The 12,711-nt window shown below is 69.6% G+C and carries 12 protein-coding genes; 6 read left to right on the top strand and 6 right to left on the bottom strand.

Annotated elements, in window-relative coordinates:
* The first annotated feature begins 86 nt into the window (after window positions 1-86).
* Entirely contained in the window at window positions 87-1,028 is a 942-nt protein-coding gene (locus tag HG542_RS04230) for a trypsin-like serine peptidase (RefSeq protein WP_171078644.1), read from the top strand.
* Between the two features lie 63 nt (window positions 1,029-1,091).
* Here the strand turns inward: HG542_RS04230 and HG542_RS04225 are convergent, their stop codons facing one another.
* Window positions 1,092-1,544: an SseB family protein gene (locus HG542_RS04225; protein ID WP_171078643.1), complete on the bottom strand. Its 453-nt coding sequence runs from the start codon at window positions 1,542-1,544 to the stop codon at window positions 1,092-1,094.
* 132 nt (window positions 1,545-1,676) lie between these two features.
* Here HG542_RS04225 and HG542_RS04220 point away from each other — a divergent pair, with 132 nt between their 5' ends.
* The 3 genes from HG542_RS04220 (at window position 1,677) to HG542_RS04210 (ending at window position 5,517) form a co-directional block, all read left to right on the top strand.
* Complete coding sequence (locus HG542_RS04220; protein WP_171078642.1) at window positions 1,677-3,503, top strand: acyl-CoA dehydrogenase; 1,827 nt, start codon at window positions 1,677-1,679, stop codon at window positions 3,501-3,503.
* An 82-nt stretch (window positions 3,504-3,585) separates the two neighbouring features.
* Complete coding sequence (locus tag HG542_RS04215) at window positions 3,586-4,878, top strand: M18 family aminopeptidase (protein ID WP_171078641.1); 1,293 nt, start codon at window positions 3,586-3,588, stop codon at window positions 4,876-4,878.
* A 12-nt stretch (window positions 4,879-4,890) separates the two neighbouring features.
* The gene (locus HG542_RS04210) at window positions 4,891-5,517 is read left to right on the top strand and encodes a DUF4232 domain-containing protein (RefSeq protein ID WP_171078640.1); all 627 of its coding nucleotides are present in this window, start codon (window positions 4,891-4,893) and stop codon (window positions 5,515-5,517) included.
* Window positions 5,518-5,566: 49 nt separating this feature from the next.
* Here the strand turns inward: HG542_RS04210 and HG542_RS04205 are convergent, their stop codons facing one another.
* Together HG542_RS04205 and HG542_RS04200 are read right to left on the bottom strand one after the other, a co-directional pair.
* Window positions 5,567-7,381 (bottom strand): NHL domain-containing thioredoxin family protein, encoded by a 1,815-nt coding sequence (locus tag HG542_RS04205; RefSeq protein ID WP_171078639.1) that lies wholly within the window; start codon window positions 7,379-7,381, stop codon window positions 5,567-5,569.
* Between the two features lie 54 nt (window positions 7,382-7,435).
* Window positions 7,436-7,591, bottom strand: coding sequence for a hypothetical protein (locus HG542_RS04200; protein ID WP_229922646.1), 156 nt, complete (start codon window positions 7,589-7,591; stop codon window positions 7,436-7,438).
* A gap of 561 nt (window positions 7,592-8,152) precedes the next feature.
* Here HG542_RS04200 and HG542_RS04195 point away from each other — a divergent pair.
* Complete coding sequence (locus HG542_RS04195) at window positions 8,153-8,311, top strand: hypothetical protein (RefSeq protein WP_171078637.1); 159 nt, start codon at window positions 8,153-8,155, stop codon at window positions 8,309-8,311.
* Window positions 8,312-8,669: 358 nt separating this feature from the next.
* Here the strand turns inward: HG542_RS04195 and HG542_RS34700 are convergent, their stop codons facing one another.
* The 3 genes from HG542_RS34700 to HG542_RS04180 form a co-directional block, all read right to left on the bottom strand.
* Window positions 8,670-8,825: an HNH endonuclease gene (locus HG542_RS34700; RefSeq protein WP_171078636.1), complete on the bottom strand. Its 156-nt coding sequence runs from the start codon at window positions 8,823-8,825 to the stop codon at window positions 8,670-8,672.
* A 496-nt stretch (window positions 8,826-9,321) separates the two neighbouring features.
* Window positions 9,322-10,872: a recombinase family protein gene (locus HG542_RS04185; protein WP_171078635.1), complete on the bottom strand. Its 1,551-nt coding sequence runs from the start codon at window positions 10,870-10,872 to the stop codon at window positions 9,322-9,324.
* Window positions 10,873-10,979: 107 nt separating this feature from the next.
* Entirely contained in the window at window positions 10,980-11,753 is a 774-nt protein-coding gene (locus HG542_RS04180) for a carbon-nitrogen family hydrolase (RefSeq protein ID WP_171078634.1), read from the bottom strand.
* 110 nt (window positions 11,754-11,863) lie between these two features.
* Here HG542_RS04180 and HG542_RS04175 point away from each other — a divergent pair, with 110 nt between their 5' ends.
* A complete protein-coding gene (locus HG542_RS04175; RefSeq protein ID WP_171078633.1) occupies window positions 11,864-12,694 on the top strand; it encodes a maleylpyruvate isomerase family mycothiol-dependent enzyme in 831 nt (276 codons plus the stop codon).
* Window positions 12,695-12,711: the final 17 nt, after the last annotated feature.

Raw genomic sequence — 12,711 nt, 5'->3', positions numbered from 1 at the left:
AGTTGAATGGTGAACAACCTGCAAGATGTAGGCATTCCCCTGGCCCACCACAGCCTCTTCACAGCGCCAGGGGGGACACTTGATCAATGCGCCTGAACGTCAGAGCCCCGGGCCCTGCCGGGTACGCCGCCCTCGCCGCCGCCGTGCTGGCCCTGGCCGTCGTCGGCCTGCTGGTGGCCACCCGCGGTCTGGCGGCGACCGACGCCCCGGTCGCCGAAGGCGACTCCGCCGGGCACTACCAGGAGCCCGCGGCACTGAGCGAGGCGGCGGCACAGGCCATGCGCTCCGCCGTCCGCACGACCGAGCCGCGGGAGCCCGTGCAGCCGGTCTCGCGCGGCCTGCGCACCGACGCGCTGGCCCCGTCGGAGCCGCTGGAGGCGGCCCCCATGGCGCCCTCGCCGGCCGTGGGACCGCTGTTCTACACCGGGCAGGGCGACCCGGCCCACGGCTGCACGGCGGGCGTCGTGCACAGCCCCTCGGGAAATCTGCTGGTCACCGCCGCGCACTGCGTCCACGCCGACGGCTTCCGCACGGACATCGCCTTCGTGCCCGGCTACCACGACGGACAGGCGCCGTACGGGGTCTGGGTGGCCACGTCCATCGATGTCGCCCCGCAGTGGGCGGACTCCCGGGATCCCGACTACGACGTGGCGTTCGTCCACGTCCGCAGCGCGCAGGGCGATGCACAGATCGAGCGGGTGACGGGAGCGGAGCAGATCCGCTTCGACCCGCCCGTCCACCGCCCGGCGCGGGTGCTGGGCTACCCGAACGACCGTGAGAGCCCGCTCGGCTGCCAGAACACGACCACCACCGAGGGCCCGACGCAGCTGCGCTTCGACTGCGAGGGCCTGCCGAACGGGACGAGCGGGAGCCCGGTCCTCACGGACGTGGACGCCGCCACCGGCCTCGGCACGGTCAACGGCGTCCTGGGCGGGAAGGACGAGGGCGGGGACGACGAGACGTCGTACAGCTCGTACTTCGGTTCGGCGGTACAGGAGTTGTACCAGCGGGCGACCAGCGCCCCGTAAGGGGCGCGGGGCTGTTTCGATGTGCGGCTCCGCCGCGTGGGCGCGAGCAACCACGACGAACCCTCAGCCGTACATCCTTCGCATCGCGAAATCCACCATCTGCTCCACGGACTTGGCGTCGAACACCATCCGGTGATCGCCCTCCATGTCGAGGACGAACCCGTAGCCGGTCGGCAGGAGATCGAGCACCTCGGCGCCCGTGATCACGAAGTACTTGGACTCCTTGCCCGCGTACCGCCGCAGCTCCTTCAGGGAGCTGAACATCGGGATCACCGGCTGCTGGGTGTTGTGCAGCGCGAGGAACCCGGGGTTCTCGCCGCGCGGGCAGTAGACCTTGGAGCCGGCGAACACCGTCTGGAAGTCCTCCGCGGACATCTGGCCCGTGGTGAAGGCACGCACCGCGTCGGCCAGGGACGGCGGGGACGGCTCGGGGTAGAGCGGCTGTTCGCCGTAGCCGCCGGGCTGCTGCGGCGGGGCGTAACCCTGGGCTCCCGCATTCTGGTCGTAGCCGTACATGGGCCAAAGCGTAACGAGTCACAGTTGGGCGATCGGGTCTTGCGCCTTATTACCGACGGGTAGCATCATTGCTGCTTACTGACCGGTACGCACAGAGGATCGCACCTCCCGTCTCTTACGGAGCCGTCTGTCATGGGCCACTACAAGTCGAATCTTCGCGACATCGAGTTCAACCTCTTCGAGGTTCTCGGCCGCGACAAGGCGTACGGCACCGGCCCGTTCGCGGAGATGGACGTCGAGACCGCGAAGAGCGTCCTGTCGGAGCTCACCCGCCTCTCGGAGAACGAGCTGGCCGCGTCCTTCGCCGACGCCGACCGCAACCCGCCGGTCTTCGACCCGGAGACCAACACCGCGCCCGTCCCGGCCGCGTTCAGGAAGAGCTACCAGGCCTACATGGACGCCGAGTGGTGGCGCCTGGGCATCCCGGAGGAGATCGGCGGCACCACCTCGCCGCGCTCGCTGATCTGGGCGTACGCGGAGGCCATCCTCGGCTCCAACCCCGCGATCTGGATGTACGCCTCCGGCCCGGCGTTCGCCGGCATCCTCTTCGAGGAGGGCACCGAGCAGCAGAAGCACATCGCGAAGCTCGCGGTGGAGAAGCAGTGGGGCTCCACCATGGTCCTCACCGAGCCGGACGCCGGCTCGGACGTGGGCGCCGGCCGCACCAAGGCCGTGCAGCAGGAGGACGGCTCCTGGCACATCGAGGGCGTGAAGCGCTTCATCACCTCCGGTGAGCACGACATGGCGGAGAACATCCTCCACTACGTCCTCGCCCGCCCCGAGGGCCACGGCCCGGGCACCAAGGGCCTCTCGCTCTTCCTCGTGCCGAAGTACGAGTTCGACTTCGAGACCGGCGAACTGGGCGAGCGCAACGGCGTCTACGCCACCAACGTCGAGCACAAGATGGGCCTGAAGGCCTCCAACACCTGCGAGATGACCTTCGGCGACAAGCACCCCGCCAAGGGCTGGCTCATCGGCGAGAAGCACGACGGCATCCGCCAGATGTTCCGCATCATCGAGTTCGCCCGCATGATGGTCGGCACGAAGGCCATCGCCACCCTCTCCACCGGCTACCTCAACGCCCTGGAGTACGCCAAGGAGCGTGTGCAGGGCCCGGACCTGGCCGCCTTCACCGACAAGGCCGCGCCCAAGGTCACCATCACGCACCACCCCGACGTGCGCCGCGCGCTGATGACGCAGAAGGCGTACGCGGAGGGCATGCGCGCCCTCGTCCTCTACACCGCCACGGTGCAGGACGAGATCATGGTCAAGGAGGCCGCGGGCGAGGACGCCAAGGCGCTGCACGGTCTCAACGACCTGCTGCTGCCGATCGTCAAGGGCTACGGCTCCGAGAAGTCCTACGAGCAGCTGGCACAGTCGCTGCAGACCTTCGGCGGCTCCGGGTACCTGCAGGAGTACCCGATCGAGCAGTACATCCGCGACTCGAAGATCGACACCCTCTACGAGGGCACCACGGCCATCCAGGGCCAGGACTTCTTCTTCCGGAAGATCGTCCGCGACCAGGGCCAGGCGCTGACCACCCTCTCCGAGGAGATCAAGAAGTTCCTCGCCGAGGCCGCCGGCGGCGAGGACCTGGCCGAGGCCCGCGAGCAGCTCGCCAAGGCCGCGGTGGACCTGGAGGGGATCGTCGGCGCGATGCTGACCGACCTCGCCGCCACCGAGAAGGACGTGAAGTCCATCTACAAGGTGGGCCTCAACACCACCCGCCTGCTGATGGCTTCGGGTGACGTCGTCGTCGCGTACCTGCTCCTCAAGGGCGCCGCGGTGGCCGCCGAGAAGCTGCCCGCCGCCTCCTCCAGGGACAAGTCCTTCTACCAGGGCAAGATCGCGGCGGCGAAGTTCTTCGCCCGCACCGTGCTCCCGGCCCTGGCCGTCGAGCGGACGCTTGCCGAGTCGGTCGACCAGTCGCTGATGGAGCTGGACGAGGCCGCGTTCTAAGCACACGCGGACACTGTCGAACGGGCAAGTGCCGGGCGCCGAAAGGCAGCCCGGCGCTTGCCCTGATCCTTATCCTGAGGCCATGAGCTCTGCGCACCGCTTCGACCGCGGCCACACCGATGACCTGATGTCCTACCTCGCCGCAAGCCCGTCTCCGTACCACGCGGTGGCCAACGCCGCCGAGCGGCTGGAGAAGGCGGGTTTCCGCCAGGTCGAGGAGACCGAGGCGTGGGACGCCGCGGCCGGCGGCAGGTTCGTGCTGCGGGGCGGCGCGCTCATCGCGTGGTACGTGCCGGAAGGGGCCACCCCGGCCACCCCGTTCCGGATCGTCGGCGCGCACACCGACTCCCCCAACCTGCGCGTCAAGCCGCTGCCCGACACCGGCGCGCAGGGCTGGCGGCAGGTGGCCGTCGAGATCTACGGCGGCACACTGCTCAACACCTGGCTCGACCGCGACCTCGGCCTGTCCGGCCGGATCACGCTGCGGGACGGGAGCCACCGGCTCGTCAACGTCGACCGCCCGCTGCTGCGCGTGCCCCAACTCGCCGTACATCTCGACCGGTCGGTCAACCAGGACGGCCTCAAGCTCGACAAGCAGCGTCACATGACTCCCATCTGGGGCCTCGGCGACGTGAACGAGGGCGACCTGATCCGCTTCGTCGCGGAGGAGGCCGGTGTCGACGCGCGGGAGATCGGCGGCTGGGACCTGATGGTCCACAGCGTGGAGGCTCCCGCCTACCTCGGCCGCGACCGCGAACTGCTCGCCGGGCCGCGGATGGACAACCTGCTGTCCGTCCACGCCGGTCTCGCCGCGCTCGTCGCCGCGGCCGGCTCGGCCTCGCTGCCCTACATCCCGGTGCTCGCCGCCTTCGACCACGAGGAGAACGGCAGCCAGTCCGACACCGGCGCCGAAGGGCCACTGCTCGGCAACGTCCTGGAGCGCTCGGTCCTCGCGCGCGGCGGCACGTTCGAGGACCGGGCACGGGCGCTCGCCGGCTCGGTCTGCCTGTCCTCCGACACCGGCCACGCCGTGCACCCCAACTACGCCGAGCGGCACGAGCCGGGGCACCACCCGCTGCCCAACAAGGGCCCGATCCTCAAGGTCAACGTCAACCAGCGGTACGCCACCGACGGCAGCGGCCGGGCCGTCTTCGCCGCCGCCTGCGAGCGCGCCGGTGTGCCGTGGCAGCACTTCGTCTCCAACAACTCCGTCGCCTGCGGCACCACCATCGGCCCCATCACCGCCGCGCGGCACGGCATCCACACCGTCGACATCGGCGTGGCCATCCTCTCCATGCACTCCGCGCGCGAACTGTGCGGCGCGGAGGATCCGCACCTGCTCGCATCCGCACTGACGGCCTTCCTCGAAGGCTGAGGGGAACGCACCATGACCACGCACACCGTGCGCAGGGCGGTCGCCGCCGCTGCGCTTGCCGCTGTGACCGCACTGTCCCTCACCGCCTGCGGCGGCAGCAGCAAGGACGGCTCGGACACGGCCAAGGCCGACGGCGCGGAGCAGTCGGCGAGCCCGGACGACGAGGGCAGTGACGGGGGCGACGAGGCGGACGACGACGCGAAGTCGTCGCCGCAGGCGACCGGGGACGCGTGCACGCCGACCCAGATGAAGGTGGAGGCGCGGGCGGTCCCGTCGCCCGCGCACCATGTGCTGCTGGTCGCCACCAACACCGGCAAGAAGGAGTGCACGGCGTACGGCTTCCCCTTCCTCCGCTTCGACCAGGACCAGGCGACGGCCGGGGTCACGGAGGAGAGCAAGCCGGGCGCCGCGCTGAAGCTCGCGCCCGGGAAGGCCGCGTATGCCGGGGTGACGGCGTCCGCCTCCGGCGGGAACGGGCGGGACGTGAAGAAGCTGTCGGTGTCCTTCCAGACCCCGAACGGCGATCCGGTGGACGGCGATCCGTCCGTTCCCGCCCTGCCGGGCGGGACGCTGCATGTGGACGACTCGGCGAAGGGGACGTACTGGGTGGGGAGCGAGGATGCGGCGCTGAAGTGGTGACGGTTGCGGGCCGCGCCCCGTAAGGGGCGCGGGGACTCCGTCAGGGGGCCTACGCCAGCCCCGCCAGCACCAGCGGCAAGCGCTCCGCGCCCCCGGCAACGACCCGTACCGGCACCCCCCAGTCCTGCTGGTGCATGTGGCACGCCGGGTACTCGTTCTCCGGGTCGTCGTCGCACGACGCCGCCATCGCGGAGACGTGCAGCACCCCCTCCGTCACCCCGTCCGCGAGCACCAGCTCGCGCGCGAGGTCCGTGCCCGCCCCCGAGCCCTCCGCCAGGAGTTCCGGCGGGGTGGCGGAGACCAGCAGCCGCGTCGACGGGCCGTAGCGCGTGTCCAGCTTCTGGCCCGCCGGGGCCTGGAAGACGACGTCCAGTTGCAAGCGCCCCGGCGCGATGTCCGTCGCGGCCCGCTGCGTGCGGTGTGCCACCGCCTCGACGCGGACCGCCTCCTCCGGCAGCCGCAGCCGGGTCAGCCGGTGCCGGGCGGACTCCACGACGACGATGTCGTCGCCGACGAGCACCGCGTCGGACGGCTCCCGCAAGTCCGTTGCCAGGGTGGTGACTTCGCCGGTGGCGGGGTCGTAGCGGCGCAGCGCGTGGTTGTACGTGTCCGAGACGGCCACCGAACCGTCCGGCAGCGCGGTGACGCCCAGCGGGTGCTGGAACAGCGCCTGTGCGGCGTCCCCGTCCCGGTGCCCGAAGTCGAAGAGGCCGGTGCCGACGGCCGTCCGCACGGCGAAGCCGTCGCCGTCCCGCTCCACGTACCGCAGGGCGGACGTCTCCGAGTCGGCCAGCCACAGCCGGTCCCCGGCCGCGGCCAGCCCGGACGGCTGGGCGAACCAGGCCTCGTCCGCGGGCCCGTCCACCAGGCCCTCGTTGGTGGTGCCGGCCGCGACGGCGACGGTTCCGGTCGCGGGGTCGTACGTCCACAGCTGGTGGACGCCGGCCATGGCGATCCAGACGCGGTCCGCCCACCAGGCCACGTCCCAGGGGGACGAGAGCGCGACCTCGCGGGCGGGCCCGGAGGTGGGCTGCCCCTGCATCCACTGCCTGCCGGTTCCGGCGACGGTCGAGATCACGCCCGTCTCGGGGTCGTACGTGCGCAGCGCGTGGTTGACCGTGTCGGCCACGAGGACCTTGCCGTCCGGCAGCAGCGCGAGCCCCTGCGGTTCGCTGAAGCTCTCCGGCCCGAAGCCGCGCTCGCCGGTGCCGATGCGGCGCACGACGGTCTCGCCGTCGGCCTCCAGCTCGACGAGCTGGTGCCGGGTCGAGTCGGAGACCAGGAAGCGGCCGGTGGGCAGCACGACCGCCTTGCCGGGGAAGCGCAGGTCCGTGGCCTCCGGCTCGGGCGCCACGTAGGGTCCGTCGCCGCGCCGCAGGGTGCCCTTGGCGGCGTGCTCGGTCTCCAGCTCCTCGACCAGCGCGGCCAGCGCATGCGCGTGGCCCTCGCCCGCGTGCTGCGCGACGACGTAGCCCTCGGGGTCGATCACGACGAGCGTGGGCCAGGCCCGCACGGCGTACTGCTTCCAGGTGGCGAGCTCGGGGTCGTCGAGGACGGGGTGGTGCACCTCGTAGCGCTCGACGGCGTCGACGACGGCCTGGTGGTCGGCCTCGTGCACGAACTTCGGCGAGTGGACGCCGATGATCACCACGGTGTCGCGGTGCTTCTCCTCCAGCTCGCGGAGCTCGTCCAGGACGTGCAGGCAGTTCACACAGCAGAACGTCCAGAAATCTACAACGACACACTTACCTCGCAGGTCCGCGAGGGTCAGATTCTTGCCACCCGTGTTGATCCACCCGCCCTTGCCGACCAGCTCAGGGGCACGGACACGGGGACGACGCGGAGCGGGGGAAGCAGCGTTCATGCACCAAGGGTGCCATCCGGGCGTGAACGGAGGATCACGGCGGTGCGACAGGGGCTACGGAGCCGGGTGGGACCAGCCACTCCCTGCCCCGCCCTCGGGGCGCAGGAACGCTGTGGGGCGTTTGCGGCGCTCATGGCGCGGGGCGTCGGGGTCCTCGTAGTCCGGGATCACGTCGCACAGGATGCCGACACGGCCCGATGTGTCTCTCACGCGCTTGCCGATGTCCTCGCGTGTGATCACCGGTGACCGTCCGGGTGCTGCCGCATGCGCACGTTGCAATCGGTCACCGTGGACATGTCGCAAACGGCACGGGCGTGATCCCGAACGGCTGCGAGGCCGGCGCATCCCCTACACCCTTCGACGGGGGTCGGTTCCAGCTCCAGGCGCAACGGCAGTTCCACAGGTGCTGTGCTGTATCGCGTCGGCTCGGTCATAGCGTCCAGAGTTGGCCCGGAGTGGATCTAGAGCTAGCGGCCCCGCGTCGGCCAACTGTCGGCCAGACTGAGGGCATGTCGGGGAGCATCGGGGCCAATCGTCTGGAACTGGAACGCCCCCACCTGCGGCAATTGGGGTGCCTTCCACTCAATACGCGGCGGCTCAAGATCCTCGGCACGGTCGCACCGACTCCACGGTCGCACCGGCTCTGAGCTGGACATTTACAGTCCTGCGCCATCTCGTCAGGCCTTGGCCAAAACGTCTAAGTCCGACAGCGCGTTTCGTGCACAAACGCCTCCTGCGCGAGCACCCAGAGTGAGTGCAAGACTGCTTGCCATGACCTCGAACACGAGCGGCACCAAGCAGCGCCCACAGTTCGAACTCCGCTGGGGCGGACTGCACTTGACCATTCAGCGCGTCCCCGCCTGGCTCGTCACCCTGCTGACCACAGCAGCCGGAACCGGAGCCGGAGCCGCCTGGTGGACAGGCCGGTAACGCGGGACCGATCCCCGCCCACAGCGCCCGCCGCCGGCCCGGGTCAGCTCGGGACACCCCGGGGACAGGGCAGGGGGCGGGGTCTGCGCGGCATGGGGTACCTCCGAACAAGGGGGCGATGGATCGATACAGCAGACCCACACGGGCGAGAGGGGGCGCGCAGTGATCAAACCCCATGCAACTCTTACTGAGCCCAACTTCCGCCCCTTGTAAGGAGACTTAATGCTTCAGGTCGTCACGCTGCCTCTTGCTAGCGCCGTCGCTGCGCTAGTCGGCCTGCTGGGCCTGTTCTGACCCTCGCGTCGGCACTCTGACCAGACGGACAGCAACTGTGCCCCGTCATGACTGGCGTCGCCGCTCAGAACGGCGGACCAGCAATGTCGAACTCGGCGCGGATCTTGAGCCGATGACACCCCCGGCACAGCACCTGAACGTTCCCGTCCGTGTCGGTCCCTCCCATCGCGAGGGGCCGCACGTGGTCAACGTCCACAGCGGACGCCGGGAACGTCTCCATGCACCAGCCGCACCAAGCGTGCCCCTTGCGCTCCACGATCCGGCGGAGCCGCGCAGCAGCGTCATGCCGAGTGGCGAGCCCGCCAGCGGCCCCGCTTACAGCTGACAGGGGACAAGGGGCGCTCGAAGGCACGTCGGTGATGCAGTGCCGTTTGAGGCACCGTTCTCTCTTCTTTACTACTCTTTCTATGTGTTCTAAAAAAGTGGTGTAAACCGTCACTCCGACACCGCTCAGCCCGCTGCAGGGCAGCCTCGGCCCGAGCCCGGAGCCAGCGGGGAGTGGCCGGGGAGCGCACGAATCACTGTGGGCGCAGCGCCCGGACACTTGACCAAGGTGGCCAGAGGGCGAGGCGAGGAAAGGGGCGCCTCCTGCATCGCCCCCATCGTCACCCCGGGTCCCACAACATCCCCAAAGGCCACACGCGCCCCAGGAACGCCGAACAGCCCGCCGCCAGGGAAATCCCCACCAACGGGCCGCGACAGGCGTTCAAACAGGTTTACGCAATGCCATCCTCAGTGATCGTCGCCCACTTGATCCGGACGCGCTGTTCGGGCACGAAGCGCCGTCCACGCTGCCCCTTGGTGACCTCCACCCGGTCGATCGCCAGGGACAGACGGTCCCTGCGGTCTGCCTCTGTGGCGACCTCCCACGCTTCCTCCAGCAGCACGCCATCCAGCATCGGGGTCACGTCCACCGAGGGCATCGGAAGCTTCGCCAGATCAGCGCGCAGCCCCTCTATACGGTCCTTGAGTCGCCCCGTCAGCCGGTTATACCGCTCCACGGCCGCAGCACCCTTGAACTCACCACGGACGTAACGGGCGTCTTCAAGGTCGGCCAACCGCGCTTCCTCATCCTCGATCTCCGCCTTGATGGCATCCCGCTTGGCGAACGTCTCCGGATCGGACCGGTGAACCCAGCGGTCGGCCATCGCGACCACCAGAGGGTCAGTCGGCTCAAGGGCGGGAAGCTTGGACAGGAAGCTCTCCGCGACGTATTCGTCTACGCGGCCGGCCATCGCGTTGGCTCCGGGACACTGGTTCCCCGCGCGGCGCGCCATGCATTGGTAGCTGTTGCCCACACGGTGCATCCGCCGCCCACAGCCCGGCACCCCACAGAAGATCAACCCTGTGAGCAGCGCCGTTCCTTCGGCCTTCGGACGACGCTTGCCCGCGTGCACGAACGTCCGCTCCTCAAGCTGCCGGATGATCTTATCTCGCTCGCCCACGGTGATGATCCCCTCCCCGATCTCCACCGTGTCCAGCGTCTCCGGGTCCCGGTACGGGAAGACGCGCCCCGTGTACTTCCGCTCCCCGTCGTCCGTCTCCACACTCTCGGTCTCGGGCATGAGCCCCGCGAACGCTGGCGACCTCAGAAGCTGCATGATGCTCGCCGCGTTCCACTGCCCACCACGGGGCGACAGAATCTCGTACTCGTTGAGCAGCCGGGCGATCTTCACCAGGGACGTACCAGCCAGCGCCTCATCCGCTATCAGACGGGCGTAGACAACGTCCTCAGGATCATGGACGAGCTTCTTGGTCTCGGGATCCACCCGCAGCCCGTAAGGCGGCTGTCCGCCGATCCACTGGCCCTTGCTGCGGAGGTAGCGCTTCGCGTGCCCGACACGGGTGCCCAGGTTCTTGGACTCCGTGCGCGCCAGTTCGGCGAGCATGGCGACGATCATCCGGGCCGAGTCGTTCGACGTGTCCAGGCCGTCCATGACGGACACAAGCCGGCCGCCCGCCTTCTCGATGTCGTCGAGGACCTTACCCACCTGCCCGATGCCCTGGCGCGACAGCCGGTCGAGCTTCCAGACGATCAGAGTGCCGACCACTCCGGCGGTGGCAGCCGCAAGTGCGGCGTCGAACCCCTTGCGCTCCACGGTCTTGTAACCGGAGCGGCCCCGGTCGATGTGAACCTTGCGGACCGTCAGGCCGTTGCGCTCCGCCCACGCACGGCAGTCCGTCTCCTGCCTCTCAATTGCCGTTTTGCCGCCCCTGTCCAGCGACAGGCGCAGGTACAGGTCACAGATTGAGTCTTGGTGCACCACGTAAGTGTCTCTGGAAGTTCCGTGGTTCGTTGTGAACTTCCAGAAGTTGAGGATGACGAAGTGCGCCCCAGGGGTCGACTGGCAAGGACCCGAAGCCGGTTGAGGCGCTACAACACACGGTCCTTCAGCGCCGGGAAGTCCTCGCGCGTCTTCGTGACCGTCGCCAGGTCGAGGTCCACCGTCAGGACCTCCTCGTCCTCGCCCGCCTCCGCGAGGACCGTGCCCCAGGGGTCGACCACCATGCTGTGGCCCGCCTGCTCCACGTCCGCGTGGGTGCCCGCCGTGCCGCACGCCAGGACGTAGCACTGGTCCTCGACCGCGCGGGCGCGGGCGAACAGCCGCCAGTGCTCGCGGCGGCGGGCCGGCCAGCCCGCGGGGACGACGAGGATCTGCGCGCCCGCGTCGGTCAGGGCGCGGAAGAGTTCGGGGAAGCGGAGGTCGTAGCAGGTCGCCAGGCCGAGCGTGGCCTCCGGCGTGGGCACCGTGACGATCTCGCGGCCCGCGCTCATCAGGACGGCCTCGCCGCGGTCGAAGCCGAAGCGGTGGATCTTGCGGTAGGTGCGGGCGAGTTCGCCGTCGGGGGAGAAGACGAGGGAGGTGTTGTAGAGCGAGCCGTCGGGGGCCTTCTCGACGATCGAGCCCGCGTGCAGCCAGACGCCCGTGTCGCGGGCGGCCCGCGACATCGCCCCGGCCGTGGGGCCGTCCAGGCTCTCGGCCTCCGCGGCGAAGGACTCGTACGCGAACGCGCCCGTGGTCCACAGTTCGGGGAGCACCACCAGGTCGCTGCCGTGCAGGGCCCGCACGCGGTCCGCGGCACGTTCGCGGCGTGCCGCCACGGATTCTGCCGGGTCGACCTTCAACTGCATCACGGAGGCGCGCACCGTACCCACCATTCCTCTGCCGAGTTGCCCGTGCGCAGCGTAACTTAACGGGAGAGCACCCAGACAGCACTTGCCCCGCACCCGCGTCCGAGCACCGCCGAGGGATCCACGTGACCGTCCACCCAAGTCTTCAGCCCGCCATCGACGCCTGGACCCACTCCATCGAAGCCATCGGCGACTTGGTGAAACCGCTCGCCGAGAACGACTGGAATCTGCGCACCGATTGCCCGGGGTGGTCCGTGCGCGATGTGGTGTCGCACATCATCGGCGTCGAATGCGAAATGCTGGGAGAACCACGGCCCATTCACACCCTGCCGCGCGATCTCTACCACGTCACCGACGAGTTCTCGCGGTACATCGAGGTGCAGGTCGATGTGCGCCGCTGCCACACGGCCCTGGAGATGACCTCCGAGCTGGAGTACACGGTCATCCGGCGGTCGCGGCAGTTGCGCAACGAGATGCGTTCGCCGAATGCGCTGGTGCGCTGGCCGCTCGGCAGCGGCAACGAGGCAAGTCTCGAACGGATGTTGACGACACGGGCCTTCGATGTGTGGGTGCACGAACAGGATCTGCGCAGAGCGCTCGGTGTGCCGGGGAATCTGGATTCCCCGGGTGCGCTGCTCGCGCGGGACTTCCTGCTGCGGGCGCTGCCGAAGGTGGTGGCCGAGAGGGCGGAGGCGAAGCCGGGTTCGACGGTCGCCTTCGACGTGCACGGTGCGGTGGAGTTCCTGCAGACGGTGCGGGTCGGCTCGCAGGGCAGGGCGACGATCGACAGCAGCATCGCGCTGGGGCCGACGGTGGGGTTCGCGATGGACTGGGAGCTGTTCGTCCGGCTGGCGTGCGGCCGGGTGCGGGCGGAGGCCGTCGCGGACCGGATCAAGGTGGAGGGCGATCCGGTGCTGGCGGCCGCGATCCTGCGGGAGTTCGCCGTCACTCCGTGAGGGCGGGGGGCCGTCCG

The sequence above is a fragment of the Streptomyces morookaense genome, from assembly GCF_013030945.1.
Lineage (GTDB): Bacteria > Actinomycetota > Actinomycetes > Streptomycetales > Streptomycetaceae > Streptomyces > Streptomyces morookaensis.
The sequence above is the reverse complement of the archived record's forward strand: the minus strand, read 5'-3'. Positions and strand labels throughout refer to the sequence as shown.

Coding starts and splice junctions, on each gene's coding strand:
- HG542_RS04230 (WP_171078644.1), top strand. CDS start 87: ATGCGCCTGAACGTCAGAGCCCCGGGCCCTGCCGGGTACGCCGCCCTC.
- HG542_RS04225 (WP_171078643.1), bottom strand. CDS start 1,544: ATGTACGGCTACGACCAGAATGCGGGAGCCCAGGGTTACGCCCCGCCG.
- HG542_RS04220 (WP_171078642.1), top strand. CDS start 1,677: ATGGGCCACTACAAGTCGAATCTTCGCGACATCGAGTTCAACCTCTTC.
- HG542_RS04215 (WP_171078641.1), top strand. CDS start 3,586: ATGAGCTCTGCGCACCGCTTCGACCGCGGCCACACCGATGACCTGATG.
- HG542_RS04210 (WP_171078640.1), top strand. CDS start 4,891: ATGACCACGCACACCGTGCGCAGGGCGGTCGCCGCCGCTGCGCTTGCC.
- HG542_RS04205 (WP_171078639.1), bottom strand. CDS start 7,381: ATGAACGCTGCTTCCCCCGCTCCGCGTCGTCCCCGTGTCCGTGCCCCT.
- HG542_RS04195 (WP_171078637.1), top strand. CDS start 8,153: ATGACCTCGAACACGAGCGGCACCAAGCAGCGCCCACAGTTCGAACTC.
- HG542_RS34700 (WP_171078636.1), bottom strand. CDS start 8,825: ATGGAGACGTTCCCGGCGTCCGCTGTGGACGTTGACCACGTGCGGCCC.